The sequence below is a fragment of the Noviherbaspirillum pedocola genome (assembly GCF_016632335.1).
In the GTDB taxonomy this organism is placed as follows: domain Bacteria; phylum Pseudomonadota; class Gammaproteobacteria; order Burkholderiales; family Burkholderiaceae_D; genus Noviherbaspirillum_A; species Noviherbaspirillum_A pedocola.
On record NZ_JAEPBG010000002.1, the window covers coordinates 353,610 to 378,892 of the forward strand.

Consider the following 25,283-nt stretch of genomic DNA (forward strand, 5'->3'; position numbering starts at 1 on the left):
GATGAAGAGCAAGTTACTTTTCGGCTTTCATGCCGTCACCGCGCGCCTGCGCCATGAGGCTTCGAGCATCGAGGAAATCTATGTCGATGCGGGCCGCCACGATCAACGCATGCGCGATTTGCTTCGCGCCGCGCAGGAAGCGAAGGTGCGCATCATCCAGGCCGACGACGACCGGCTCTCGGCCATGGTCGGCACGCGCCGGCACCAGGGCGTGGTGGCCACAGCCAGTCCGCTGTCGCTGGCGCGCAATCTCGATGAGCTGCTCGATGTCATCGAAGGCCCGCCGCTGCTGCTGATCCTCGATGGCGTGACCGATCCGCACAACCTCGGCGCCTGCCTGCGTGTCGCCGATGGCGCCGGCGCGCATGCGGTGATTGCGCCGAAGGACCGCGCGGTCGGCCTGAATGCCACCGCGGCCAAGGTCGCCAGCGGCGCGGCCGATACCGTGCCTTACATCACGGTCACCAATCTCGCGCGCACGATGCGTGATCTGAAGGAACGCGACGTGTGGCTGACCGGCACCGCCGACGAGGCCGAGAAGAGCCTGTATGAAGCGGACTTCACCGGCGGCACTGCGCTGGTGATGGGCTCGGAAGGCGAGGGCATGCGCCGGCTCACGCGCGATACCTGCGATCTGCTGGTCGCCATTCCGATGGCGGGCTCGGTGGAAAGCCTGAATGTATCGGTGGCTTCGGGCGTCTGCCTGTTTGAAGCGCGGCGGCAGCGCATCGCCAAGGGCGCTTGAACAGTGCCATCGATGAAAGGCGCGCAATGAGTGACGACCTGCCGCTGAGCGCGGCCGAGATCCGGGTGCTGGGGGTGCTGGCCGAGAAGGAGGCGCTCACGCCGGACAATTACCCGCTGTCGTTGAATTCCCTTACCGCAGGCTGCAACCAGCTTTCCAGCCGCGAGCCGGTGATGCAGCTGTCCGAAGACGAAGTCATGGACACGCTCGGCGCGTTGATGGCGAAGAAGCTCGCAGCCGAGGTCAGCCAGGCCGGCGCGCGGGTCAAGAAGTATGAACACCGGATGCGGCCGCGCTGGTCGCTTGAACAGGACAAGCTGGCCGCGCTGGTAGTGCTGATGCTGCGCGGACCGCAGACCGCCGGCGAGGTACGCACCCGCGTCGGGCGCATCCATGAGTATGCGAGCGTGGCCGAGCTGGAAAACGCGCTGCAGTTCCTGATCGACAAATATCCGCCGCTGGTGGCAAGGCTGGCCCGCGCTCCCGGCGCGAGGGAAGTCCGTTATGCGCATCTGCTGGCGGGTGAGATCGATGAGGCGGCCTTGCTGGCGCAGGGCGAGAGCGCCACGGGATCGTCGAAGGGCGATCGCGTCGCGCGGCTGGAAGAGGAAGTCGCCGCATTGCGCGCCGAGATGGAAAGGATGTCGCAGGAGTTTGCCGAGATACGCAAGCTGCTGGAGTAGCTCTGCGTAGGTTGGGCTGGCAAGCCCAACATTGAACGCCGCGGAGCGTGAACCTGTTGGGCTTCCTTCGTCAGCCCAACCTACGGGGATTGCGCAAAGGCCGCGCAAAACCGAAAAGAGAAAGGCGCCGCTACACGCGGCGCCTTTTTCATTGCAAGCCAGCGCTGGTCCTTACATCGTCTTCAGCAGCGCCTTGGCTTCTTCCATTTTCTCGAAGTTGCCGCCATTGGCCACCAGCTGCTCGAGCTCCTTCTTCGCGTTCGCCTTGTCGCCATTCTTCGCCAGCGCCACCGCCAGGTTGTAGCGGATGTTCGGCGAATTCGGCGCTGCGGCAGCAGCCTTCTGCAGATAGCCGAGGCCGCGCGCGGTGTCGCCGCTGGCGACCAGGATCGAGCCGGCGGTATCCAGCACGGCAGGATTATCCGGCGCCAGCTTCAGCGCCTTCTCCGCATATTCCAGCGCGCGCGAATCATGCTGCTGCTGGTAGGCCAGGGCCAGGTTGTTGAGCGCGGCGACATTGTTCGGCTCCTGTTTCAGCACCTCCTGGAAGCCGTCGATGGCGCCCTTGTAATCGCGCTTCGCCATCTTCGCAGTCGCGTATTGCAGCCGCACGCCGTTGTCCTGCGGATGATCCTTCAGCCATGCGGCAATGCTCGCGTCAGCATCCTTGCCGCGGCCGGACGCGTCCAGCGCCTCGGCCTGCTTGACCACCATCAGGGCGTTCTTGCTCAGGTCCAGCGCGCGGCCGTAAGGCTGCACTGCCTGCGCCGGCTTCTTCTGCATCATCTGGACATCGCCTTCGAGCGCATAGCCCACCGGCGATTGCGGCTGCTGCTTCTGGATCTGGCGCGCGATGTCGAGCGCGCCGGCACCATTGCCCTTGCGTACATCAATGGCAGCCATGGCCAGCTGCGCATCCAGGTAATCCGGCTTCAGCGTCAGCGCGCGCTTGAGCGAATCGACCGAGCCGGCTTCATCACGCATGGCCATCTGCACCGTGGCGATCCGGTATTGCGCCAGCGCCGAGTTCGGCTGCACCGCGGCCAGCTTGCGATAGGTTTCGAGCGCGCCGGCCTTGTCATTGTTGGCGAGCTGCGCCTGGGCCATGAAGTCCAGCACTTCCGGGCTGGTCGGATGCGCGATCACCTGCGCCTGGGCCAGCTTGGCTGCCTTGTCCTTGTCGCCGGTGCGCAGATACTGCATGCCGAGCTGCAGCTGCGGCGGGATATCGTTCGGACGCAGATTCGCGGCCTTCTCCAGCCACGAGGTCGCTTCTTCCTTGTGACCCTGGGACATCGCCAGGTTGGCCAGCACGCCCATGACCTGGATGTTCTGCTTGTCCTGCTCGAGGAAAGTTTCCAGGCGCGACTTGGCGGCGTCGGGCTTCTTCTCCTGCGCATCGATCTGCGCCAGGTTGGCCACAGGCGGGAAGAAGCGCGGATCGATCTTGGTCGCGGCGTCGAAGGACTGGCGCGCGCCGGCCAGGTCGCCCTTGGCCAGCAGCACGTTGCCTTTCAACGTCTTGATCGATGCGTCGTTCGGCTTTTCCTTTTCCAGCTTGTTCACCGACTCGAGCGCCTTGTCGTACTGGCGCATGCGCATCTGCGTCATCACCAGCACCACGCCGGGCTGGGTATTGTTGGCGTCCATCTTGCTGGCCGCTTCGAGCTCGGCCATGCCGCTGCTGTTTTCACCCTGCGCCAGCTTGCTCATGCCCAGCGCGGTGCGGATCATCGGCGAACCCGGCGACAGCTCGCTGGCTTTGGCCAGCACCTGCTCGGCCTTGTCGAATTCGCGCGAGCGCATGTAGGACTCGCCGGCCAGGGACAGCAGTTGCGGATCCTGCTTCGCATTTTCCAGCGCCGGATTCAGCACCGACAGCGCGCGCTTCGGATCGCCGTTCTTCAGCATCACGGCGGCCAGCAGCTTGGTCGCGTAGTCGTTGCCGGGATTGGCTTCGAGATAGCGCTTGACCAGCAGCTCAGCCTGTTCGTTGTTGCCCAGGCCGTACTGGATGGCGCCGGTCAACAGCAGGCTGGGCATGTGGTCCGGCGCAATCTTCGTCACCTGCTGGATCTCGTCCAATGCAGGAGCGAACTTGCCCTGACTGAAGTCGAGCAGCGCGGCGGTGTAGTTGACCAGCGGTGCGTTCGGCGCGACCTTCTTCGCGGCGTCGACCTGGATGCGCGCATCGTCATAGCGGCGCATCGCGATGTCGAGGTTGGCCTTGCCGGTGAGGGACTGAATATTGTCCGGTTTGACCTTGATGGCGGCGTCGTAAGTGGCGAGGGCTTCTTCATTCTTGCCCTGCGCGCGCAGCAGATCGGCTTTCGCATGCAGCGCTTCGAGGCTGTTCGGATTCTTGGCCACGGCCTGGTCGACCAGCTTGCCCGCGCCATCGAGATCCTTGGCGCCGAAGGCGATCTTGGCCAGGCCGACCAGCGCCAGCGGCGTATCCGGTTGCAGCTTGAGCGCGGCATTGAAGGAAGACTTCGCCTGATCGCTCTTGCCCAGCGCCAGGTAGATGTTGCCGCGCACGATCTCGGCATTGGCATCGTTCAGATCGCCGGCGGCGGCAAGCGCATCGAGCGCCTTTTGCGGCTCGTTTTGCGCCAGCAGCGAACGGGCCAGTTGCGGCGCGGTCTTGGCTGCCGGCACGCCCAGCTCGCCGGCGCGGCGGATTTCCTTTTCCGCCGAGAGCGGATCGCCGGTTTCGTTGTAGATCACGCCGAGCAGGTAACGGGCGTTGCCATCGTTCGGATTCTGTTGCAGCGCATTTTTCAGCTGAATGATCGCTGCCTTCTCATCGCCTTTCTGACGATATTTCGCGGCTTCGGCCACCAGCGCGTCGGGTGACTGGCGGCTGCAGGAAGCGAGGCCGCCGGAAAGCAGCATGATTCCCGATATCGCGGCCGCCATCGCGGCGAGCTTCCTCTTGTTGCTAGGCATGTCTGTTCCTCTGTTTGGATGTCGGCAGGTTGTTATGGGTAGGTGTCTTTGACAGGATTCCTGAAGCTTGGCGGCGCGGTGAAACGCCTGCGTCTTCTATTTTTCCTGGGAGAATGAATTACAAAATGCTAATGAATGACTGGCATGAGATTACACCAAGGCTGCGCCCGATGGGAACAATTACACCGTTGGTTGCAATTGTTTTGAGGAAACGCAGATGCCGCCCAGCCTGAATGTCAAACAGCATGCTGTATCATCGCGCGTTGCAACACTGACCATTTTGCGTTCCGCCGTGCGGGCGCATTTCGTGCGTATCCATCCGAATTCATAGAGACAATGGCATCCATCGCAGAAGTACGAAACATCGTGACCGACATCCTGGGCTTGGGCGAACGCGGCGCCGCGCTGCAGCCGGAGAGCCCGCTGCTGGGAGCGATTCCCGAACTGGATTCCATGGCCGTTATCGGATTGATCACTGCGCTGGAAGAGCATTTCGGCATCGCCGTCAATGACGATGAAATCAGCGCCGAAGTCTTCGAAACCCTCGGCAGCCTCGCCGCTTTCGTCGACAGCAAGCTGGCCTGATGTCGGGCGCGCCCAGTCATCCTCCGGCGCATCCCTTCTTCCTGGACGCGCAGCCGGGCCGGCGCTTTTGCCTGTACCACCGTCCGCATGGCATGGCGCGGGGTGCCGTGCTGCTGGCGCCGGCTTTTGCCGAGGAAATGAACCGGGCGCGACGCATGTGCGCGCTGCAGGCACGCCTGCTCGCCGAGCACGGCTACGGCGTGCTGCTGATCGATACCTACGGCTGCGGCGACAGCGACGGCGAATTCGGCGATGCGCGCTGGGAAATCTGGAAAAGCGATATGCGGATCGCGCTGGGTTGGATGCGTAGCGAATGCCCGGGCCCGGTCTGGCTATGGGGATTGCGGCTCGGCGCGCTGCTGGCGCTGGAGGCGACGCGCGATGCCGGTGAACTCGCCGGCCTGCTGTGGTGGCAGCCGGTGACCGATGGATCTTCCTATCTGACGCAATTTCTGCGCTTGCGCCTGGCCGCGGACATGCTGGCCGGCGGCACTAGCGAGGGCGGCACCGATCGCCTGCGCCGTGAGCTGGAGGCCGGGAATGCGCTGGAGATTGCCGGATACCAACTGGCGCCGGAACTGGCGCTGGCCATCGATGCCCTGCGTCTGACGCAGGCGCCTTCCTGCCCGGTGCACTGGCTCGAAGTGCTGTCGCAGGCGGGGCGCGATTTGCCGCCGGGGCGTGCACGCCTGGTGCAGCATTGCGCACAGGCCGGCTGGGACTTGCGCAAGCATGTCGTCGAAGGGCCGTCGTTCTGGGCCACACAGGAAATCGAGGAGGCGCCGGCGCTGTTGCGGGCGACGCTGGCCGCGCTGCAATCGGAGGCGTCGTGACCGACCGCGCCATTGCTTTCGCCTGCGAGGATTGCTGGTTGTATGGCGTGCTGTCGGTGCCGGAGCAGCCGGCGCGGCGCGGCGTGCTTCTGGTGGTCGGCGGGCCGCAGTATCGGGTTGGCAGCCATCGGCAGTTCGCCTTGCTGGCGCGGCGTCTGGCCGATGCCGGTGTCGCGGTGATGCGCTTCGACTATCGCGGCATGGGCGACAGCGAAGGCGAACGGCGCGATTTCAGCACCGTCGACGCCGATCTGCGCGCCGCAGTCGATGCCTTCACCGCACAAGTTCCCGAGGTGAGGGAAGTGGTGTTGTGGGGACTGTGCGATGCCGCGTCGGCCGCGCTGTTCTACGCGCATCAGGATCGCCGGGTGACCGGCCTGGCGCTGGCCAATCCCTGGGCACGCACCGAGGAGGGGGCGGCGCGCGCGACGCTGAAGCACTATTACCTGTCGCGCCTGGTGCAGCCGGGTCTGTGGCGCAAGATTGCGAGCGGACGCTTTGATTACGGTGGCGCGCTGCGTTCCTTTGTCGACCTCTGTTCCGCGGCAGGCGGCAAGTCGCGGCAGGGAGCGGCTGCCGAGTCGCAGGCCCATTCGCCAGCCGGACCGAAAGCCGCGTCCACGCCAGCCTTGCCCGAGCGCATGCTGCAGGGATTTACCCGTTTTCCCGGCGAGACGCTATTCATCATCAGCGGCGCCGACCTCACCGCCCGCGAATTCGAGGACATGGCGGCGGCGCCCGCATGGCGTCGCGCGATGCGCGATGGGCGCGTCACCCGTCGTGTGCTGGCCGGCGCGGACCATACTTTCTCCCGGGCTGCATGGCGCGAGCAGGTGGCGCAATGGACGCTGGAGTGGCTGCGCAGCTGGTAGGGGGAATTGGCGATGCTCCGGGCGAGCTTTCCACCGCCGCGCAGATTGCATATCGGGACGATGCGTAGGGTGGGTGTAGCCCACGCGTTTCATCGAACATGTGGATAGGTCATATCTGCGCGTCTGGTGGATCAGAGAGGCGCGTGGGCTGGCGCCCACCCCACGACGCGAAAAAACTTTTCAACCGCCTCGCAAGCGGCGCAGCCAGCGCTTGAATTTCCCGCCTCCGATATTGAGCGCCGCCAGTGCCATGCCGCGCGCTGAGCGCAGATTGTAGGCAACCAGTCCCCAACGCTCGCGCGAGTGCGACATCCAGTCGCGCTTGTAGGCATCGTCGCCGGTCAGATAATCCACTTCCCGCACCCGATCCAAATCGATCGCATGCTCCATCATGCGCGCGGTGAGCAATGAGCCGATCGACAGGGCGGCGTAGCGTTCGTCATAGGCCAGCTTGTAGATCGATGCCACGCCATCGCACACGATCCACAACTGCGCCGCCGCCGGTTCGCCGTCGACATGGGCAAGTCCGAGGCGCAGCCAGCCCTCGCGCGCGCAAAGGCGGATCAGCGCGGGCATGAATGCCGGCGTCGGTTCCGGCGATTTCCAGCTGTTGCGATAAATCGCTTCATACGCGGCGATGCCGGCTTCCAGGTCGAGGTCGTCAGCACCGGTGACGATGCGAAAACTGGCGCGGCCTGAACGCGCCAGGCTCTTTTCCTTGCGCTTCAAGGTATTGCGCAGCGACGAAGGCAGGCTGGCTGCATATTCCGCGTAGCTGCGACCGTCGACCTGCAGATACCAGTTGATGAAGCAGAAATAGCGCTGCACAGCCATCCCGGCCACGCGCAGCGCTTCTTCCAGGGCGGCGAACGATGGCGAATCGACATCCATCGGGCGCAGGTCGATCTGGTCCCAGCCTTCGGCAACGATGCGCTGCAACATGCGCGGCAGCAGAAGCGAAACCTGTGCATCGGCGCTCAGCAGCGGCGCATAAAACGAGCTGTACCAGTTCGTCAGTGCGGAAAGTGTGCGCACACCAAAGCGGCCGGAGAACCCCAGCAGTGGCAGCAACAGTCGCGGCTCGTCCTCCGCAGTGCCCAGGGTGTACAGGCGCATGTCGTCGCCAGCCAGACCGCCATGCGCAGCAAGATTGGCCAGCCAGGGCAGGCTCACGAAGAAGCCTTCACGCAGCGCAGCCTCCCGAAACAAGGACTGGACCGCTGGTGGCAAGCTCGCCAAGTCCTGGTAGACCGCGAATTCTTGCGCAGCGGCGTCAGCCGGCGTAATGAAGCGACGTTCGCCGCCGCTCAAGCTGGGAGAGGCGCTCATGCTTGGAAATTGCTATTGCAGAAAATCAATGGTTGGTCCTTTCAGTTTCATAATCGACCATATCACCGATATCATGTGCACTGATTTCGAAAATATTGCAATTTTACTATTCAAGTTGAGCTGCAGAAATCCAAGTGGCCAGCCTCTTGAGCTAAGTCGAACCCGGGGCGCGGACCGGTGGAATTCGGGAACTTGCAGGAATGTCATATCGCCGCGACAGGAGAGGTGCAATGACAGAAAAGAAACGTTTCTTGGTAACACTGCACGTTTCATTGATGCGACAATCGCACATGTCATTGTATTTACGACAAGAACACTCCGCACTGCAGCATTATCATTCATGAACAAGCGATCCATTTTTTTGAGATGCCGCATCAATAAATTTCTTTACAGTAATATTGTTACTAGATAATATTTTCCTGAGGGAAATTTTCAATGGATCAGTATCCGGCATGCGGGGATGTTTCCTCGGCGAGACCGGATTGAGTCGGAGTAAGAAGACGTGTTAAAGATTTCCAATCATTACGTATCGAAGATCGCTTCGGCGCTATTGCTGCTCGAAATCGGCATCCTGATCGCATCCGCTTATCTCGCTGCGGCGATCCGCTTGCCGGGTGCCGGTTTTCTGCGCGCCGAAGACCAGCAGTTTTTCCCTTCGGCGATCGCCTTTGCGCTGTCGATGGTATTTGCGATGACGGCGCTGGGCATGTATCAGCACGATTTCCGCGAAGGCTTCCGCAATACGTTGCTGCGCCTGATGCCGTCCTTCCTGCTGGGTTTCGCGATCACGGCACTGGTGTTCTACATGATGCCGAGCTTCTACTTCGGCCGCGGCGTGCTGCTGATGATGATTGCCATTGCCGCCTGCGGCATCCTGGCGGTGCGGGTACTGCTGTTCAAATCCTCCGAGTCGCGCCTGCTGGAGTCGCGCATCCTGTTTCTCGGTTCGGGCACGCTTGCCAAGGAATGCGCGGATCTTGCCGCCAACAACAACGGCTATCACAAATATGACGTCGTCGGCTTCGTGCCGATGCCGGATGAAACGCCCGCGGTGGCATCGGGCGCCGTGCTGCCGGTAGGCAAGTCGCTGGTGTCGATTGCGCGCGAGCGCGGCGCGCAGGAGATCGTGGTCGCTGTGCAGAATCGCCGCGGTGGCGCTTTTCCGATTCGCGAACTGCTCGACTGCAAGCTCAACGGCATCAAGGTCATCGATTCCGCCACCTTCTTCGAGCGCGAAGCCTGCCAGATCCGCGTCGATTCGCTGCAGCCGAGCTGGTTCGTCTTCGGCACGGGTTTCGACCAGGGTTTCCTGCGCAGCCTGGTCAAGCGCGCCTTCGACCTGTTCGCCAGCATGCTGATCTTCATCGGCACGCTGCCGGTGACCGCGATCACCGCGCTGTTGATTTATCTCGAAGACGGTGCGCCGATTTTTTACCGCCAGGAACGGGTGGGGGAAGATGGCTACACGTTCATGGTTCTGAAATTCCGCAGCATGCGCAAGGACGCGGAAAAAGATGGCGCGCCGAAATGGGCGTCCACCGGCGACCCGCGCACCACGCGCGTGGGCCGGGTGATCCGCAAGCTGCGCATCGACGAGATTCCACAGATCCTGAACGTATTGAAGGGCGAGATGAGCTTTGTCGGCCCGCGCCCGGAACGTCCGTTCTTCGTCGAGCAGCTATGCGAACAGGTGCCTTACTACAACATGCGCCACAGCATCAAGCCGGGCATCACCGGCCTGGCGCAGGTGCGCTATCAGTACGGCGCCTCGGTCGAAGACGCGGTGCAGAAGCTGCAGTACGACCTGTACTACGTGAAGAACAACAGCCTGTTCCTGGATCTGCTGATCCTGCTGGACACGCTGCAGGTGGTCTTGCTTTCCAAGGGCAGCCGGTGAGCGCGGCTGGCGCTCTGCCATGGTGATCAATGTCGTCGCCACCAGTTATGGCATTGCCGCCGCCGCCTTCCTGCTGCTGACGGCGCTCCTTTTTACGAGCTGGCGCGGCCGGCTGCATGGCAAGGCGCTGGCGATCGCCAGTGGTCTCACCGCCGCCTGGGCCGCGGTAGTGGCGCAGCAGGCGGCCAACGGCATACAACTGTCGCTCTTGTCCGATGTGCTGGAAGTGCTGCGCATTGCCGCCTGGACTGCCTTCCTGATGACGGTGCTGTCGCCATTTCGCCGCGATGACGGCGCTCCGGTGCTGCGCGTCTGGATGCGTCCGCCGCTGGTTACCGCGCTGTACCTGGTTTGCCTGAGCGGCGGCTTGTATGCGCGCTGGGTGCTGCGCGATGCCACCGATACCAGCTACTTCCTGTTCAACTATGTCGGCCGGGTCTGCTTCGCCGTCATCGGCATGCTGCTGGTCGAGCAGTTGTACCGCAGCACGCCGCCCGAGGAACGCTGGGCGGTGAAGTTCGCCTGCTTTGGCATCGGCGGCCTGTTCGTCTACGAGTTCTACCTGTACAGCGACGCCATGCTGTTCCATGCCCTGAACGCGGAAATCTGGGCCGCGCGCGGCCTGGTCAATGCGCTTGCGGTGCCGCTGATCGCGGTGTCGGCGGCGCGCAATCCGCGCTGGTCGATGGAAATCTCGGTGTCGCGCCGGGTGGTGTTCCACTCGGTCACGGTGTTTGGCTCGGCGCTGTACCTGTTGCTCATGGCGGCCGCCGGCTACTGGCTGCGCTTCTTCGGCGGCAGCTGGGGCTCGGTGATGCAGGTGGTGTTCCTGTCCGGCGCGCTGCTGCTGCTGGCCGGCATCCTGTTCTCGGGCACGATGCGCTCGAAGCTGCGGGTGATGATCAGCAAGAACTTCTACAGCTACAACTACGATTACCGCGAGGAATGGCTGCGCTTCACCCGCACGCTGTCGGAGCAGGGCCCGGGCTTGGGCGAGCGCGCGGTGCAGGCGATCGCCAACCTGGTGGAAAGCCCGACCGGCGCGCTGTGGCTGCGCGAGGGATCGAACTACATCGTCGCCGCGCGCTGGCATCAGCCGGACGCGGCCGGCGTCGAGCCGGCCGGCAGCGCGTTCTGCCGCTTTCTCGAGGAGCGCGAATGGGTGGTGGACCTGGACGAGCTGCGCGCGAACCCGCAAAAGTACGATGGTCTCGAAGTGCCGGCGTGGCTGAGCGGCCTGTCCCGCGCCTGGCTGGTGGTGCCGCTGATCATGCATGGCAGTTTGCTTGGCTTCATGGTAGTGTCCCAGCCGCGCAGCCGGATCCGGCTGAACTGGGAGGTCACGGATCTGCTGAAGATCGCCGGCAACCAGGCGGCCAGCTATCTGGCGCAGCAGCAGGCGGACAAAGCGCTGATGGTGGCGCGGCAGTTCGAATCGGTGAACCGCATGTCCACCTTCATCGTGCATGACCTGAAGAACCTGATTTTCCAGTTGTCGCTGCTGGTGACGAATGCCGACAAGCATCGCAACAACCCGGAATTCCAGAAGGACATGCTGGAAACCCTGGACCACTCGGTGCGCAAGATGAAGCTGTTGCTGCACAAGCTCAACAGCGGCGATTCGCTCGAAGGCGTTGCGCCGCTGATGCTGGACAAGCTGCTCGAGCAGGCCGTGGCCCTGAAACGCGGCTTCGAGCCGCAACCGACGCTGGAGCTCGTCGACAGGAATCTGTCGCTGATGGCAAACTGGGGCCGCCTAGAACGGGTGCTCGGCCACCTGATCCAGAATGCGATCGACGCCACCGGCCGCGAAGGCCGGGTCACGATCCGGCTCAATCGCCGCGGCGACAATGCCGTCATCGAAGTCATCGATACCGGCGCCGGCATGAGCGCGGAATTCATCCGCGACCGCCTGTTCAAGCCCTTCGAGACGACCAAGTCGGCCGGCATGGGCATCGGCGTGTTTGAAAGCAGGGAGTATGTGCAGGAACTGGGCGGCAGCATGGAGGTACAGAGCCGCCCGGGCGAAGGAAGCACCTTCACCATCACGTTGCCGCTCGCCGGGGAAAGGGCGGCGCGACTTCAGGACGAACATCAAGAGGAATCGGCGTGAGCCAGTCAAAAAGCCATTTGCTCATCATTGAAGACGATCCGGGCCTGCAGAAGCAGTTGAAATGGAGCCTGGATGAATACGACGTCCTGACCGCGGGCGACCGCGAAGCAGCGCTGGCAATGGTGCGCCGGCATGAGCCGCCGGTCATCACCATGGACCTGGGCCTGCCGCCCGATCCGGACGGCGCTTCCGAAGGCTTCGCCACGCTGCAGGCGATCCTGTCGCTGACGCCCGATGCGAAGGTCATCGTTTTGACCGGCAACCAGGACCGCGCCAATGCCGTCAAGGCCATCGGCCTGGGCGCCTACGATTTCCATCACAAGCCTTTCGATCCCGAGATGCTCGGGCTGGTCATCAAGCGCGCGTTCTATCTGCATGCCTTGCAGAAGGAGAACCGCAAGATGATGCAGACCGGCGCCGATTCGCCGCTGGCCGGCGTGATCAGCCGCGATCCGGGCATGCAGAAGCTGTGCCGCAGCATCGAGAAAGTGGCGCCGACCTCGGCCAGCGTGATGCTGCTCGGCGAATCCGGCACCGGCAAGGAAGTGCTGGCGCGCGCGCTGCACCAGATGTCGCCGCGCGCGGAAAAGCGCTTCGTCGCCATCAACTGCGCCGCCATTCCCGAGAACCTGCTGGAGAGCGAACTCTTCGGCTACGAGAAGGGCGCCTTCACCGGCGCGGCCAAGACCACGCTGGGCAAGATCGAAACCGCCAACGGCGGCACCTTCTTCCTCGATGAAGTCGGCGACCTGCCGATGGCGCTGCAGGCCAAGCTGCTGCGCTTTTTGCAGGAGCGGGTGATCGAGCGCGTCGGCGGCCGTGAAGAAATTGCGGTGGATGTGCGCATCGTCTGCGCCACGCACCAGAACCTGAAGGAGCTGGCCACGGCCGGCCGCTTCCGCGAAGACCTGTATTACCGGCTGTCCGAGATCGTCATCAACATTCCGCCGCTGCGCAACCGCATCGGCGACGCGGCGCTGTTGGCTCACCATTTCAAGAACAAGTTCTGTGCCCAGGAAAACCGCAGCTCGCTGCATTTCTCCGAGGATGCCATCAAGCTGATCGAGTCCTACCCGTGGCCTGGCAATGTGCGCGAGATGGAGAACTGCATCAAGCGCGCCATCATCATGGCCGACGGTCCGCAAATCGTCGGTGAGGACCTCGGCATCGGCGATTCGCCGGCCACCGACGAATTCATGAACCTGCGCCAGGTCCGCGACGAAGCCGAGTACAAGGCCATCGTCAAGGCGCTGGCGCGGGTCGACGGCAACATCGTGCGCGCCGCGGAACTGCTCGGCGTGTCGCGTCCGACGCTGTATGACCTGATGAGCCGGCATGGCATCAAGTAGGCGGATGGTTGCATGAGTTTGCGCATCAGCGATTTCATCCAGGTCTCGGCGCTGCGTTCTCCGCAGTCCGAGGCACTGGTGCATGGCGAGCGCAGGCTGTCGTATGCAGAGCTGGCGCGCGAAACCGATGCCTGGGCTGATGCATTGCTCGCATTGGGCGTCGAAGCCGGCGAGCGCGTGGCGGTGTATCTCGACAAGCGCATCGAAACCGTGGCTGCGATCTTCGGCGCCTGCGCGGCCGGCGCGGCGTTCGTGCCCGTCAACCCGCTGCTGAAGGCTGACGGCGTTGGCTACATCCTCGCCGACTGCAATGTGCGCGTGCTGGTGACCTCGAGCGAGCGTCTCGCGCTGCTGGCGCCGGCCCTGCGGAGTTGTCCCGATCTGCGCTGCGTGATCGTGGTTGGCGATACCGGCGCATTCGACTTGCCGGGACTGCGCATCATCGATGCCGCCCGGCTGCCGCAAACCTGCCCGCCGCAAGGCGTGCATCGCCGCATCGACAGCGATGTCGCGGCAATCCTGTACACCTCAGGCAGCACCGGCCGGCCGAAGGGCGTGGTGCTGTCGCACCGCAATCTCGTGGCCGGCGCGCAGAGCGTGGCGTCCTATCTGCACAATCGCGCGGATGATCGCATCCTGTCGGTGCTGCCGCTGTCCTTCGACTATGGCCTGTCGCAATTGACTACCGCCTTCCTGTCTGGCGCGACCGCAGTGCTGATGAATTACCTGATGCCGCGCGACATCGTGCGCATGGTCGCGCGCGAACGCATCACCGGGCTGGCCGCGGTGCCGCCGCTATGGATACAGCTGTCGCAGCTGACCTGGCCGGATGCCGCCACGCTGCGCTACCTGACCAATTCCGGCGGCGCGATGCCGCGCGCGGTAGTCACGCGCCTTGCCGAGCTGCTGCCGCAGGCCGAGATATACCTGATGTACGGCCTGACCGAAGCCTTCCGCTCTACCTATCTGCCGCCTTCGGAAGTGCGGCGCCGGCCGGATTCGATCGGCCGAGCGATACCGAATGCCGACGTGCTGGTGGTGCGTGGGGACGGCACGCCGTGCGCGCCCGATGAGCCCGGCGAACTGGTGCATCGCGGCGCGCTGGTCGCGCTCGGCTACTGGAACGACCCGGTCAAGACCGCCGAACGCTTCCGTCCCGCGCCGGCGCGCGATGGCGCGCTGCCGCTGCCGGAAATTGCGGTATGGTCCGGCGACACGGTGCGCATGGATGCCGAAGGCTATCTGTACTACATCGGTCGCAGCGACGACATGATCAAGGTCTCGGGCTACCGCGTCAGCCCGACCGAGATCGAGGAAGTCATTCATGACGCCGGCGGCGTGCTCGAAGTCGCGGCGGTTGGCCTGCCGCATCCGGTGCTCGGGCAGAGCATCGCGGTAGCCGCGGTGCCCATGGTGCCGAACGAAGGACAAGGCAAGCCGGCAGGCCAGGCCGAGATCATCGACGCCTGCCGCCGTGCCTTGCCGGCCTACATGGTGCCTTCGCATGTCGAGCTGCGCGAAGAAGCTCTGCCGCGCAATCCGAATGGCAAGATAGACCGCAAGCTGCTGCAGCAGGAGCTGGCACAGCGTTATACGAACGTGACTGCACCATGAATTCCAATCGTCCCGTGCATACGCCGCAACGGCATTTCCAGGCCGTCGATGGCTGCCTGATGGTCGGCGGCATGCCGCTGACCCGGCTGGCCGAACGCGTCGGCAGCACACCTTTCTTCGCTTATGACCGCAGCGTGATCAAGAAGCGCGTGGCCGAACTGCGCGCCGCGCTGCCGGCCGCCATCGAACTGCATTTCTCGGTCAAGGCCAATCCGATGCCAGCGGTGGTGCAGCTGATGTCGGGCCTGGTCGACGGCTTCGATGTCGCTTCGGCCAGCGAATTGCGCGTGGCGCTCGATACGACGATGCCAGCCGGCGAGATCAGCTTTGCCGGCCCGGGCAAGCTTGATGCCGAGCTGGCGCAGGCCATTGCCGCCGGCGTGGTGCTGTCGCTGGAGTCGCCGAATGAAGCGCGGCGCGCCGCGGCGATCGGCGATCGTCTGGGGCTTACGCCGCGGGTGCTGTTGCGGGTGAATCCGGACTTCGAGATGAAGTCCTCCGGCATGAAGATGGGCGGCGGCGCCAAGCAGTTCGGCGTCGATGCCGAGGCCGCGCCGCAGCTGCTGCGCGAGATCGGCGCAATGGGGCTGGACTTCCACGGCCTGCAGATTTTCAGCGGCTCGCAAAGTCTGTCGGCCGAGACCATCGTCGATGCGCAGCGCAACACCTTCGAACTGGCGCAGCGGCTGGCCGAGCATGCGCCGGCGCCGATTGCGCTTTTGAACATCGGCGGCGGCTTCGGCATACCGTATTTCCCCGGCGAGGCGCCGCTGGACCTGGCGCCGGTGTCCGAGCAGCTCGCCGCGATGCTGCCGCGGATATCGGATGCGCTGCCCGGCACGCGCGTGGCCATCGAACTCGGTCGCTACCTGGTCGGCGAAGCCGGCATCTATGTCACCCGCATCACCGACCGCAAGGTCTCGCGCGGCCAGGTGTTCCTGGTCACCGATGGCGGCATGAACCATCATCTCGCCGCCTCGGGCAATCTGGGGCAGGTGATACGCAAGAATTATCCGGTGGCCATCGGCAACCGCATGGCGGTCGATGGAGAAGGCGCGGCGCTGGAGACGGTCAGCGTGGTCGGGCCGCTGTGCACGCCGCTCGATACACTGGCCGACCGCATGCCTTTGCCGCATGCCGATGTCGGCGACCTGGTGGTGGTATTCCAGTCCGGCGCCTACGGGCCGAGCGCAAGCCCGGCGAATTTTCTGAGCCGCCAACCGGCGGCTGAGGTACTGGTCTGAACAGTTGAGTGTTTACGTTGCATCACGGCGCTGCGCCGGGGAGCTTATAAGAGAGGAAAAAGCATGGCCAACATTTATCCCATCATTCTGTCCGGCGGCTACGGCACCCGGCTCTGGCCGCTGTCCCGCGCGGCCCTGCCCAAGCAATTGCTGCCGCTGGTCACCGAGAAGACCATGCTGCAGGAAACCGCGCTGCGCGTGGCCGAGTGGCCGGAGATGCAGCCGCCGGTCCTGGTCTGCGGCGATGAGCACCGATTCCTGGTGGCGGAGCAGCTGCGCCAGATCGGCATCAAGCCAACCGCGATCCTGCTCGAGCCCGAAGGCCGCAACACCGCGCCGGCCGTTGCCGTCGCAGCGAATTTCCTGATGGCGCGCGATCCCGAGGCGCTGATGCTGGTGCTGCCGGCCGACCACATGATCGAGGATGTGGCCGCCTTCCATGCCGCTGTCGGCAAGGCTGCCGAAGTCGCGCTCAAGAGCGGCGCGCTGGTGACCTTCGGCATCGAACCGACCGCCGCCGAGACTGGCTATGGCTACATCCGCCGCGGTGCCGCTCTACAGGGTTTCGACGGCTGCTATGCGGTCGAGCGCTTCGTCGAGAAGCCGGACGCCGCCACCGCGCAATCCTTCATCGAAGATGGCGGCTACAGCTGGAACAGCGGCATGTTCCTGTTCGAAGCGGGCCGCTACCTCGAAGAACTCAAGCGCCTGGCGCCGGCGATCGCGGAGCATGCGGCCAGCGCGATCGAGGGACGCCACGGCGACCTCGATTTCTGCCGCCTGGAGGAAGCCGCCTTCGCAAGCTGCCCGTCCGACTCGATCGACTACGCGGTCATGGAACGCACCGATCGCGCCGTCGTCGTGCCGGCCGCGCTCGGCTGGAGCGATGTCGGTTCCTGGTCCGCGTTGTGGGAAGTGCAGAAGGGCGACGAGAACGGCAATGTGCTGCGCGGCGACGTCTATGTCGATGGCGCGCGCGATTCGCTGGTGCGCGCGGAAAGCCGCATGGTGGCGCTCATCGGCGTGGACAACCTGGTGGTCATCGAGACCGACGACGCCGTACTGGTGGCGCACAAGGACCAGGTGCAGCAGGTGAAGAAGGTGGTGGAGCATCTGAAGCAGAAAGGGCGCAGCGAGCACCTGAACCATACCCGCGTCTACCGGCCCTGGGGCTATTACGAAGGCATCGACGCGGGCAGCCGCTTCCAGGTCAAGCGCATCATGGTCAAGCCGGGTGAAAAGCTGTCGCTGCAGATGCATCATCACCGCGCCGAACATTGGGTCGTGGTCCGTGGCACCGCGCGCATCACCTGCGGCGAGACGGTGAAGCTGCTCTCGGAAAACGAGTCCACCTACATCCCGATTGGCGTGACGCATCGCCTGGAAAATCCGGGCAAGATGCCGCTCGATATCATCGAAGTACAGTCCGGCAGCTACCTCGGCGAAGATGACATCGTGCGTTTCGAGGATGTCTATCAGCGTGTCCCGCAGTAGTCATCCGGGATGTATCTTGTCGGCAATTTTTACAGACGGTATCCGTTAACGAAAGATTAACTTTGCGCGGTAACATCGATTTAAACCCGCGCTGTATATAGGGAAAAACCCTGAGGCGGTGGCAAGGCGTTGCCGCCGCCTCTCAAATCTTTCCATGTGGCTTGTCGATGATTTTTACATCTGCGTGAAACTTTGCGCCTAAGTCTCTGAATCGCTACGCAAATTTGTCAGGCACGGCCCTTGCTAACTGAAGAGCGCGGGTGCGGACGCGGCTGGGAAACCCGGCCGCGGTTGGCAAACCGGTCAGCGCTTTTGCGCAGGCCTTGCGAGAGAGACTCCAGAATGAATATCGACAACCATACGGCGGTGCAGGACAAGCTGATTCCTCCACCGCGCTTCGTGCGACGTGACTTCCTCAGCGCGCACATCGTCGAGACCGGCATCATGCTGCAAAAGGAATATGGCACCGAGCATGCGGCTGCCTTCCTGAAGGACAACTTCATCCACCTTGACGTCGCCATGCGGGTGCTGTTGCGCCCGGCCGAACGCAGACGCCCTTCGGCATAGAGCGGCTTCATCCTGGCCGGGTCGAGACGCTGTTGCAGCGTTGAGCCGGCCAAGACGAATCCGCTTCGGCCTATTTGTTCGCCATCAGCTTGCGGATGTAATTGCTCGGGATTGCGTAAGTGATTCCGCTGGGATTGCTGATGGCGTTTTCCTTCATGCCCTTCACATACACCATGTTGATGATGCCGACCACGCCGCCGGTGCTCGGATCGTACAGCGGGCTGCCGCTGCTGCCCGGATAAGCGGTGGCGTCGAGCTGAAACACCGCGAACGGCGAGCGCTGCATCTGCGCAATCATCTTCGCATCGAGCTGCTTCGCGCTCGTTGCCGGCACCGAGATCGGCGTCTTTGCCGACAGCAGCGCCCGGTGCGTCACATGCCGCAAGCCCAGCAGTAAACCCAACGGAAAGCCGGTGAATGCCAGGGTCTGGCCTTCTTCCACCGCATCCGAATCCTGCAGCGGCATGGTTGGCAGCGGCTGACCGCCGATGCGCAGATGCGCCAGGTCATGTTCCCGGTCGATCGCCTCGACGGTAGCCTGGCGGAAGCGCGGCGCCGCCGGATCGCCGGTAAAGATACCCAGCGTTTCCTTGCGCGCTTCATCCAGCGCCGGTGGCAATACATGCGCATTCGTGATCACCGACAAGCCGTCGCCGACGACAAAGCCGGTACCACGGAAATCCACTGATGGACTCCGGGTTTGCTCGAAGGTACCGACCGCGACAACGGCTGGCTTGACGCGCTTGACCACATCGACCAGATCATCGGCGTGAGCGCTCATCGGCAGCGGAAGCGAGACCAGCAGCAGGGCGCTTAGCAGGCAGGCGCGCCGGGACAGGGAAAGCATCGTATCGAATCCTTGTTTTTGATGTTGTAAAGAAACGGTTAGCCCGCGCAGCATAGCCGGCGGGCAGGCGGACGGGGTTGCAGAGAATCAAAGCGCACCGGGTTCCGCGCCCGATGCGCGCAGTCGATACCAGGCGATACCGAGCAATTCCCACAGCGCATACCAGGAACGGCGCATGCCCTCGGCGCTTGGCAGCCAGGCGTCCACATGCTGCGGCTGGTTGCTGAAGAACATGGTTGGCGCGCTGACTACGTCCAGCCCGGCGCGCTCGAAGGCAGCGCGGGCGCGTGGCATGTGCATCGCATCGGTGACGAGCAGAATGCGGCGGATGCCGTCCGCGCGCAGCAGCGCCGCGCTGAGGGAGGCGTTCTCACCGGTATCGCGCGAGCGCGTTTCCACCCATTTGACCGGCACGCCGAAGTCTTCACGCAGCGCAACGGCCATTGCATCCGCCTTCGAATAGGCGCGGTCAGCGGCATCCGGATCGACGCCGCTGGCGCCGTTGCCGCCGGTCACCAGAATAGGAAGTTTGGTGTAGCGCTGCAGGTGCGCCGCATAGCGCAGCCGGGCCAGCGCGACGTAGTCGGGAATATCGCGGCCGCCGTACTCGGGCGCATTCTGCAAGCGACCAGCGGCGAGCACGACGATGGCTTGTGCGCCGGTATGGTCCAGCGACTGCAGCGGCGTGGTGAGGCGTTCCAGCGGCGCGACGAAAAAGCGTGCGCCGGCGGCGGTGGACAGAAAAGCCAGCGCCGCCAGCGCAGCGCCGGCGATGATGCGCCCGGCCAGCGGCCAGCGCCGCCATATCACCAGGCCGACGACGATCAGCAGGAACAGGCTCGAAGGCGGGAGAATCAGATCGCGCGGAATCGTATTGATCAGCGCAAGTAGCGGATTGAGGCTCATGGAAGGCATTCGAAAAGGCGGGCGGGCAGAGTAGACCGCAGCCGGCGCAGCGGCGTCAAGAGCAGGGGAAACGATGGCGGAGAATTAACAAGTCACGCTGCCGCCCCGTGCTAGAATCTCGGCCTTGCCGCGCCCGAGTGGTGAAATTGGTAGACACAGCGGACTTAAAATCCGCCGCTTACCCGAGAGGGGGCGTACCGGTTCGATTCCGGTCTCGGGCACCAGATTTTGCGTTGGGTAGGTTTCGGCTTTTAAGGACCACCCTGCGGTTTCGTATAGGTGGTGGCCTTGCAGCTTGATCAATTGGGCTTGGTACCACGCAAACCTGACTCGTACCGTATAGCCTCGTTTAAGGCCGTAGAAGGCACTTACCAACGCAATTCCCTAAGTCGAACATTCCGGCTTAAGAAAAGTACCTGCACTTCAAATATAAAAGCCTCGCCGGAACTACTTGGCGTTTCGCCTAACCCGCACAAGTGACTTGATCAGCGATGTTGGATAAACGCTTAACGTGGCGCGAACACAGTATGTTTGCAGCGTTTACGCATCTATTAGCGTTCAGTCATGGGGGTCAATTCGGGCGAAGGTCCAGATTTCCAAGAGCTGACTGAGATTGCGAAAGCTAAAGAACCCTGCGCTTTTAAGAAATGCCCGTGGGATTATTGAGAAAAGCATGCAAGTAACAGCATAATTGCGTAGCAAGTTCGTCTTCAGAAATGCGCTTTCAAATGGAAACTTGGCGAGATACCTAAAATATCGATTTTGTAGTGCCGCAAGATACAGGCATTTCGACCACGAGTTTTGCGTCCATGGAAGGGCTATCAACGGATGGCGCTTGCCACGATATGTCTGCGCCGCAAAGTTGACGAGCGCTTGTCGTTACGGGCACGTCTTGTTGTCTCTCTCGGGTATCGCATGAACTAATCGGTTTTTTTAGAAAGGTAGTATTGTCATGTTACTATCACTTTGCCCTGGTAACCGGAGCGGCTGAACAGGACAAAGACATCGTGGGGGAGAAAAAATGAGTAGCCTCAGCTACCTGCAAAACCAGTTCGAGCTGCACCGCGGCGATACGAGCAGCAACATGCGTTCAATGGAAGGCCTGCGTGGTTTTGCTGTAATTCTCGTCTTTGTCGTCCATTACGTAACTTTGGTCACGCCGTGGCTGAGAGGCAATACAGCCCTTGCCAGTGTTGCTCATGCCTTGCACACGGTGGGCAATTCCGGGGTCGATCTGTTCTTCGTGCTCAGCGGATACTTAATCTATGGCTCGTTAATTTCGCGCGAACAGAAATTTGTGCCGTTCATTAAGCGTCGCATACGTCGTATCTACCCGGTCTTCACGTTTTTGCTTATCACGTATATTGTCCTATCGTTGCTTTTTCCTACAGAAAGCAAGCTGCCGGGCGGACTTTTTGACGCGTTCGTGTATTTGGCGGCGAACTTTCTTTTGCTGCCGGGATTACTCCCTATCACACCGATTATTACCGTTGCATGGTCTCTCAGTTATGAGATGTTTTATTACATCTCGCTACCCGCATTAATAAGCATCTTCAAACTCCGCGGCATGCCATGCGGATGGCGTATCGGTTTTTTTGTCACGCTAACAGTAGTATTCGCGCTTGCTTGCGCTCAATATGGCGGACCGACTAGATTACTCATGTTTGTTTCAGGCATTCTGCTCTATGACGTCATTGAGCACCGGCTTTTTTCTTCCGTTGGCAGCGCGTTGGCCTTTTCAAGCCTAATGCTCGGTTTATTATGCACACTGGTCCCTATCCCTGGTCCGTTTGGTGCAACATTAAAAGCAGCCATCCTTTTCGCCACATTTTTTGTCGTTTGTCATACCTGTTTTGCCCGTTCCTCCAGTGTATTTGCCCGTGCTTTCAGTGTTGCTGGGCTGCGCTGGCTTGGCAATATGAGTTATTCCTACTATTTGGTGCATGGTCTGGCACTAAAAGCCGCATTTTTGATTCTGATGACATTTTTCCCTCCCCGTGAGCAGGGCATCGTATTTTTTGCGGGCCTAATGATAGCCATGTTCCTCTGGACCCTTGTTGCGTCAGCCCTTATGTTCATTGCTATTGAGCGTCCGCTTTCCCTTGATTCCGCAAGACGGCCGAAGGTTGTGAATCCGAGGCTAACAAAGGCTCTGGTAGATATTGAAGTCGTTGATGGAATTCAAACAAAAGACAGCGCGCCGGCTTGAATCTGAATAGGGATCGCGTGTCACGCTACGCTCTTTATCAAAGTACGCCCAGGCGAGTTGCAGGCTCATGCTGCCCTATTATGATCCCTGCGGAAGGACGAACCGGGCGTTTAATGCATCTTCACTGTTTTTCCATTGAGCGCAATTTTCGTCGGTCCATGGCGCAGCAGCCATGTATCCCTCGTCACGGCGACTGATCAATTAGTGCCGGGAAATGCGGAACATGAGGCGTCCCGCGTTGATGCGGCCTGCGTAAGCTCCTGGCGAATATGAAGCCTCGGCGAAATTCACATTCTTTGCTTATCAACCTGTGGGCCTTTTCGAACATCTCGGTAATTTCTAAATTCCAACCGCACGCTTTCCCCACCTTAATCTCTTCCAAGTCTGGTCAACCCATCCCGTTCTTACCCGTGGTATGCATCACCAATAGACACCAGCCAAACGCACCATGCCCACCTGGACCCTCTTCACCAAACTTGCCGACACCTACGTACTTCTCCCCGCCGCGCTGCTATGCATGCTATGCCTCGCATCGGCACGCGCCTGGCGCCTCACCGCAGTCTGGGCGGTGCTGCTCGGCTGCGGACTGGCATTGGTTGCAGCAACCAAGCTTGCCTTTGTCGGTTGGGGAATCGGCAGCAGGGACTGGAATTTCACGGGAATCAGCGGACATGCGATGCGTGCTGCAGCCATTGCGCCGGTGCTGTTCTATCTGCTTGCGCAAAACAGCGGCCTTGTCGTGCGCATGCTGGCGATTTTCGGCGGCATTACTTTCGGCATCCTGATCGGCATTTCCCGCCTCGCCGTGCATGTGCACTCCGTTTCGGAGGTAGTGACCGGCTGCCTGCTGGGAATCGTCATCAGCCTACCTTTCCTCGCACTGTTGGAGCGTTCACCACGCCCGGCATTTCCCCGCCATCTGCTACTGGCTGCAGCCTTGCCCCTGCTGGCAATGACCGGCACGCCGGGTGCCCCGACCGAAAAATGGCTGGAGCGGGTTGCGCTGAGCCTGTCCGGGCACAGCGCTCCCTATACACGCAACGATTTGGGCTATCCGCCACTGGTGGATGGCGATGAGCAGATCTCAGGCCGATCCGCGCATTTCTGGCATTGAGGGCATCTTCGATCGTTGCGCCGGGCAATATCGTCAGTACATTGTCAGACAAGGCACCGATAATCCTGTTTGCCTACCCTCCATAGGCAAATGCAACAATGTCTTTCACCCCGTGCGTCGCCAGACCTGCGGGGTTTTTTCTTTTCTGCATCATTGTTCTGCCTGATTTGCAATAGTTGTAACTGAAGCTTTCAGGCGCGCCCGCTCAACCGCTCCGCCGATATATTGGTTCCGCGGTGCGCCAGCTCAGGCGCTGAAACAGGCTGGATAACTGGACGGACGCCACTGTTCACCGGCATTACAAGACTGCGTTAGCAGCAGTCGCCGCATTCCCCCGGTTGCTGTTGAACCGGGATTTTTTTTAGCCCTGGTAAATCGTGTCGCGCTTCTGCAGCGGAGTTCCCTTCGGAAATCATTTCTACGCGCGAGTTATACGTGCATCAACTCCCTTGCTCGACGCCATCGCGGCATTGGCAGCCCGGTGTTACCTTCGGCATAACAATTCGTACGATGACGTCGGCTGTCTGACCTCGGGCAGCCACAGGCGGGCGGCGCGCCGGATCTCAATGGAACCATAGCCAGCCGCGCCAGCGGCGCCGGTATCCATGCGCCACAGCGCCATACCGGGTCGCCAGGCTGATACCGCGATCGCATACGGTCCCGTCGGGTCACATTGTTCGCCTGAAGCGTTTGATGCGCTTCTGTCTCTCGTTCCTATTCGCCTTCGGGCCTGATCTGCCTCATGACTTCGAACGTAAAGCCAGTCCCAGGGATGGATGCCGCCATCCAGCCTTCCAAGCCAGCACGTCGCTATTTCGAACTGCTCGACGGCATACGCGGCGTTGCCGCATTGATGGTGATTCTTTACCACGTCCATGACTATTTCCACCCGATCACTGCACAGGAAAGCTATCTCGCTGTCGACCTGTTCTTCGTGCTGAGCGGCGTGGTCATCGCGAACTCCTATGCGCGCCGGCTTGAAAGTGGCATGAGCTTTCTCGAGTTCGCGTGGGTGCGCTATGTGCGCCTGTATCCGTTCTATCTGCTGGGCTTGGCGCTCGGATTGGTGGCCCTGACGCTCGGGCATCCACCTGACGTCAGCCCCATCTACGCCGTCGTCTTCGGCCTGCTGCTGTTGCCCAATATCGCGGCTTCGCCGATGTTATTCGCCTTCCCGCTGAATCCGGCATCCTGGTCGCTGTTCTTCGAACTGCTTGCGAACTTCGCCTATGCGCTGACTGTCCGCCGACTCAGCAAGCGCGCCCTGATATCGATCATGACGCTCTCTGCGCTGGGCATGGCATTCGCCCTCGTTTTTGGCTACAAGCACACGCTGGATCTCGGATGGCGCATTCACAACTTTGCCGGCGGCGCGGTGCGCGTCGGCTATTCCTTTTTTGCCGGCGTGCTGCTGCACCGCATTGACGCCGAGCGGCAGCGCCCACCGATTGCGGGCGCGCTCGGCACTGCGCTTTCCGCGCTGCTGCTCCTCACCGCGGCGCTGTTGCTCAAGCTCGGACCTGCTGACAACTTCAAGCCGTATTTCGATTTCTTTATCGTGGTGGCGGTATTTCCTGCGCTGACTTACCTGGCAATGCACTGCCAGCCTTCGCCGGCGCTCGCGCGCGTGTGCAGCTTTCTGGGCGCCATTTCCTATGGCATCTATGTGCTGCATTCTCCACTGAAGGAATTGCTCGATCGCGTCTTTGACCTGGCCGGTCACGGCGCTTTTCTGAACCGGCATGCGCCATGGACCGGAATGGTTTTCGTGGCGGCCCTGGTGCCACTGGTCTGGTACATCGACCGCGTAGCCGACGCGCCGGTGCGCCGCGCGCTGCTTGCCGCGCGCAAGCGGCAAAGTCCCTCAGCGGATGCGGCGGGCACCTGAACTGTGTTTATTCGACGACGGCATAAGCAAACAGGGAATGATTGG

19 protein-coding genes and 1 tRNA gene are annotated in these 25,283 nt (G+C 61.9%); 16 read left to right on the forward strand and 4 right to left on the reverse strand.

Annotated features, from left to right (window positions below; translation table 11 throughout):
- Position 1: 1 nt before the first annotated feature.
- Both rlmB and JJB74_RS06820 read left to right on the forward strand, forming a co-directional pair.
- Positions 2-745, forward strand: coding sequence for a 23S rRNA (guanosine(2251)-2'-O)-methyltransferase RlmB (rlmB, locus tag JJB74_RS06815; protein WP_200591064.1), 744 nt, complete (start codon positions 2-4; stop codon positions 743-745).
- Between the two features lie 26 nt (positions 746-771).
- Positions 772-1,428 (forward strand): YceH family protein, encoded by a 657-nt coding sequence (locus JJB74_RS06820; RefSeq protein ID WP_200591065.1) that lies wholly within the window; start codon positions 772-774, stop codon positions 1,426-1,428.
- A gap of 171 nt (positions 1,429-1,599) precedes the next feature.
- Here JJB74_RS06820 and prsT read toward each other — a convergent pair whose 3' ends face one another.
- Complete coding sequence (gene prsT / locus JJB74_RS06825) at positions 1,600-4,377, reverse strand: XrtA/PEP-CTERM system TPR-repeat protein PrsT (protein ID WP_200591066.1); 2,778 nt, start codon at positions 4,375-4,377, stop codon at positions 1,600-1,602.
- A gap of 336 nt (positions 4,378-4,713) precedes the next feature.
- Between prsT and JJB74_RS06830 the strand changes: the two genes are divergently transcribed.
- Genes JJB74_RS06830 through JJB74_RS06840 form a run of 3 tightly spaced genes read left to right on the forward strand, consistent with a single transcriptional unit; the run spans position 4,714 to position 6,667 of the window.
- The gene (locus JJB74_RS06830; RefSeq protein WP_200591067.1) at positions 4,714-4,962 is read left to right on the forward strand and encodes an acyl carrier protein; all 249 of its coding nucleotides are present in this window, start codon (positions 4,714-4,716) and stop codon (positions 4,960-4,962) included.
- Complete coding sequence (locus JJB74_RS06835; RefSeq protein ID WP_200591068.1) at positions 4,962-5,795, forward strand: hydrolase 2, exosortase A system-associated; 834 nt, start codon at positions 4,962-4,964, stop codon at positions 5,793-5,795. Before JJB74_RS06830 ends, JJB74_RS06835 begins: the two co-directional genes overlap by 1 nt.
- Positions 5,792-6,667 carry a hydrolase 1, exosortase A system-associated gene (locus tag JJB74_RS06840; RefSeq protein ID WP_325170102.1) on the forward strand — a complete coding sequence of 292 codons (876 nt, stop codon included), beginning with the start codon at positions 5,792-5,794 and terminating at the stop codon, positions 6,665-6,667. The genes JJB74_RS06835 and JJB74_RS06840 overlap by 4 nt, the downstream gene beginning before the upstream one ends.
- Before the next feature lie 180 nt (positions 6,668-6,847).
- Here JJB74_RS06840 and JJB74_RS06845 read toward each other — a convergent pair whose 3' ends face one another.
- A complete protein-coding gene (locus tag JJB74_RS06845) occupies positions 6,848-7,996 on the reverse strand; it encodes a GNAT family N-acetyltransferase (protein ID WP_200591069.1) in 1,149 nt (382 codons plus the stop codon).
- 502 nt (positions 7,997-8,498) lie between these two features.
- Between JJB74_RS06845 and JJB74_RS06850 the strand changes: the two genes are divergently transcribed.
- The 7 genes from JJB74_RS06850 to JJB74_RS06880 all read left to right on the forward strand — a co-directional run bounded on the left by JJB74_RS06850 (position 8,499) and on the right by JJB74_RS06880 (position 18,274).
- Positions 8,499-9,893, forward strand: a complete 1,395-nt coding sequence (locus tag JJB74_RS06850) for a TIGR03013 family XrtA/PEP-CTERM system glycosyltransferase (RefSeq protein ID WP_200591070.1) — start codon at positions 8,499-8,501, stop codon at positions 9,891-9,893.
- Positions 9,894-9,912: 19 nt separating this feature from the next.
- Positions 9,913-12,006: an XrtA/PEP-CTERM system histidine kinase PrsK gene (gene prsK / locus JJB74_RS06855; protein ID WP_200591071.1), complete on the forward strand. Its 2,094-nt coding sequence runs from the start codon at positions 9,913-9,915 to the stop codon at positions 12,004-12,006.
- Entirely contained in the window at positions 11,997-13,355 is a 1,359-nt protein-coding gene (prsR, locus tag JJB74_RS06860; RefSeq protein WP_407672293.1) for a PEP-CTERM-box response regulator transcription factor, read from the forward strand. Before prsK ends, prsR begins: the two co-directional genes overlap by 10 nt.
- Before the next feature lie 12 nt (positions 13,356-13,367).
- Entirely contained in the window at positions 13,368-14,969 is a 1,602-nt protein-coding gene (locus JJB74_RS06865; RefSeq protein ID WP_200591073.1) for an acyl-CoA ligase (AMP-forming), exosortase A system-associated, read from the forward strand.
- Positions 14,966-16,213 (forward strand): pyridoxal-dependent decarboxylase, exosortase A system-associated, encoded by a 1,248-nt coding sequence (locus tag JJB74_RS06870; protein WP_200591074.1) that lies wholly within the window; start codon positions 14,966-14,968, stop codon positions 16,211-16,213. Before JJB74_RS06865 ends, JJB74_RS06870 begins: the two co-directional genes overlap by 4 nt.
- A gap of 63 nt (positions 16,214-16,276) precedes the next feature.
- Positions 16,277-17,707 (forward strand): mannose-1-phosphate guanylyltransferase/mannose-6-phosphate isomerase, encoded by a 1,431-nt coding sequence (locus JJB74_RS06875; RefSeq protein WP_200591075.1) that lies wholly within the window; start codon positions 16,277-16,279, stop codon positions 17,705-17,707.
- Positions 17,708-18,049: 342 nt separating this feature from the next.
- On the forward strand, positions 18,050-18,274 hold the full coding sequence (locus JJB74_RS06880) for a hypothetical protein (protein WP_200591076.1): 225 nt from the start codon (positions 18,050-18,052) through the stop codon (positions 18,272-18,274).
- 70 nt (positions 18,275-18,344) lie between these two features.
- Here the strand turns inward: JJB74_RS06880 and JJB74_RS06885 are convergent, their stop codons facing one another.
- Together JJB74_RS06885 and JJB74_RS06890 are read right to left on the reverse strand one after the other, a co-directional pair.
- Positions 18,345-19,121: a S1 family peptidase gene (locus JJB74_RS06885; RefSeq protein WP_234484015.1), complete on the reverse strand. Its 777-nt coding sequence runs from the start codon at positions 19,119-19,121 to the stop codon at positions 18,345-18,347.
- An 87-nt stretch (positions 19,122-19,208) separates the two neighbouring features.
- Entirely contained in the window at positions 19,209-20,027 is an 819-nt protein-coding gene (locus JJB74_RS06890) for a YdcF family protein (RefSeq protein ID WP_200591077.1), read from the reverse strand.
- 131 nt (positions 20,028-20,158) lie between these two features.
- Between JJB74_RS06890 and JJB74_RS06895 the strand changes: the two genes are divergently transcribed.
- From JJB74_RS06895 to JJB74_RS06910, 4 genes are all read left to right on the forward strand, one after another.
- Positions 20,159-20,251, forward strand: a tRNA-Leu gene (locus JJB74_RS06895).
- Positions 20,252-21,048: 797 nt separating this feature from the next.
- Positions 21,049-22,236, forward strand: a complete 1,188-nt coding sequence (locus tag JJB74_RS06900) for an acyltransferase family protein (protein WP_200591078.1) — start codon at positions 21,049-21,051, stop codon at positions 22,234-22,236.
- Between the two features lie 448 nt (positions 22,237-22,684).
- Positions 22,685-23,350, forward strand: a complete 666-nt coding sequence (locus JJB74_RS06905; protein ID WP_200591079.1) for a phosphatase PAP2 family protein — start codon at positions 22,685-22,687, stop codon at positions 23,348-23,350.
- Positions 23,351-24,092: 742 nt separating this feature from the next.
- On the forward strand, positions 24,093-25,238 hold the full coding sequence (locus JJB74_RS06910; RefSeq protein ID WP_200591080.1) for an acyltransferase family protein: 1,146 nt from the start codon (positions 24,093-24,095) through the stop codon (positions 25,236-25,238).
- Positions 25,239-25,283 lie beyond the last annotated feature (45 nt).

Excerpts from the sequence above, each read along its gene's own strand:
- JJB74_RS06890 (WP_200591077.1), bottom strand. The coding sequence starts at position 20,027 with ATGAGCCTCAATCCGCTACTTGCGCTGATCAATACGATTCCGCGCGAT.
- JJB74_RS06905 (WP_200591079.1), top strand. The coding sequence starts at position 22,685 with ATGCCCACCTGGACCCTCTTCACCAAACTTGCCGACACCTACGTACTT.
- JJB74_RS06835 (WP_200591068.1), top strand. The coding sequence starts at position 4,962 with ATGTCGGGCGCGCCCAGTCATCCTCCGGCGCATCCCTTCTTCCTGGAC.
- JJB74_RS06845 (WP_200591069.1), bottom strand. The coding sequence starts at position 7,996 with ATGAGCGCCTCTCCCAGCTTGAGCGGCGGCGAACGTCGCTTCATTACG.
- JJB74_RS06910 (WP_200591080.1), top strand. The coding sequence starts at position 24,093 with ATGACTTCGAACGTAAAGCCAGTCCCAGGGATGGATGCCGCCATCCAG.
- JJB74_RS06880 (WP_200591076.1), top strand. The coding sequence starts at position 18,050 with ATGAATATCGACAACCATACGGCGGTGCAGGACAAGCTGATTCCTCCA.
- prsK (WP_200591071.1), top strand. The coding sequence starts at position 9,913 with ATGGTGATCAATGTCGTCGCCACCAGTTATGGCATTGCCGCCGCCGCC.
- rlmB (WP_200591064.1), top strand. The coding sequence starts at position 2 with ATGAAGAGCAAGTTACTTTTCGGCTTTCATGCCGTCACCGCGCGCCTG.
- JJB74_RS06900 (WP_200591078.1), top strand. The coding sequence starts at position 21,049 with ATGAGTAGCCTCAGCTACCTGCAAAACCAGTTCGAGCTGCACCGCGGC.
- JJB74_RS06870 (WP_200591074.1), top strand. The coding sequence starts at position 14,966 with ATGAATTCCAATCGTCCCGTGCATACGCCGCAACGGCATTTCCAGGCC.
- JJB74_RS06865 (WP_200591073.1), top strand. The coding sequence starts at position 13,368 with ATGAGTTTGCGCATCAGCGATTTCATCCAGGTCTCGGCGCTGCGTTCT.
- JJB74_RS06820 (WP_200591065.1), top strand. The coding sequence starts at position 772 with ATGAGTGACGACCTGCCGCTGAGCGCGGCCGAGATCCGGGTGCTGGGG.
- JJB74_RS06875 (WP_200591075.1), top strand. The coding sequence starts at position 16,277 with ATGGCCAACATTTATCCCATCATTCTGTCCGGCGGCTACGGCACCCGG.
- JJB74_RS06830 (WP_200591067.1), top strand. The coding sequence starts at position 4,714 with ATGGCATCCATCGCAGAAGTACGAAACATCGTGACCGACATCCTGGGC.
- prsT (WP_200591066.1), bottom strand. The coding sequence starts at position 4,377 with ATGCCTAGCAACAAGAGGAAGCTCGCCGCGATGGCGGCCGCGATATCG.
- JJB74_RS06885 (WP_234484015.1), bottom strand. The coding sequence starts at position 19,121 with ATGCTTTCCCTGTCCCGGCGCGCCTGCCTGCTAAGCGCCCTGCTGCTG.